A 548-nucleotide genomic window follows, 5' to 3' on the forward strand; every position below is an offset into this window, starting at 1 on the left:
TAACTTTTCAATAACGGGCGCAGGCACGTAGGGCATAATGGCGAAGCCGCCCTGCGTGTATGCGTCCCAGCGAACGAAGTGAGTGTGTTGATTGAGTTGTTATGCATCAATAACCCCAAACAACCTAGTATAGTTTTTCTTATATAAGTTGACGAATACAAATGGACGGACCATGAATGCATTAATTATGACAGGAAAAATCACAACGAAAGTAAAAAGAAGCGTTGCGTCAAAAGTTAAAAGAAAGCCCGAAAGAGCGACTGAGATATAAGTGAGAATTGAGTATGTTTTAAACGACGAAATATTCTTAATTAAAATAGTGACCTCACTTTCTCCTATGTAGTCACTAATGAAAAGGTACAATGAAAATAAGCCAGCTATGCCCCAGAGCAAGCTTTCAGGGCGAATTGTTGATAAAGCGCTTCCAAGCATAGCCGAAGAAATTGCTAAGCTAAACGTATCTGATGTAGCCATCTTTGACAGCAAATACTGGCTGAGTGGCTCTTTTGACAGAGGCATTCGCTCCATGACTACTCCTGATGCATAAC

1 protein-coding gene is annotated in these 548 nt (G+C 40.9%); it reads right to left on the reverse strand.

Features of this window, described 5'->3' with window-relative positions; genetic code table 11:
* Positions 1–99: 99 nt before the first annotated feature.
* Positions 100–548, reverse strand: a 449-nt coding sequence (locus tag J5X92_RS20900) for a hypothetical protein (protein WP_208806432.1), incomplete at its 5' end; no start/stop codon positions are given.

Source organism: Alteromonas sp. K632G (assembly GCF_017653625.1).
Classification (GTDB): Bacteria; Pseudomonadota; Gammaproteobacteria; order Enterobacterales; family Alteromonadaceae; genus Alteromonas; species Alteromonas naphthalenivorans.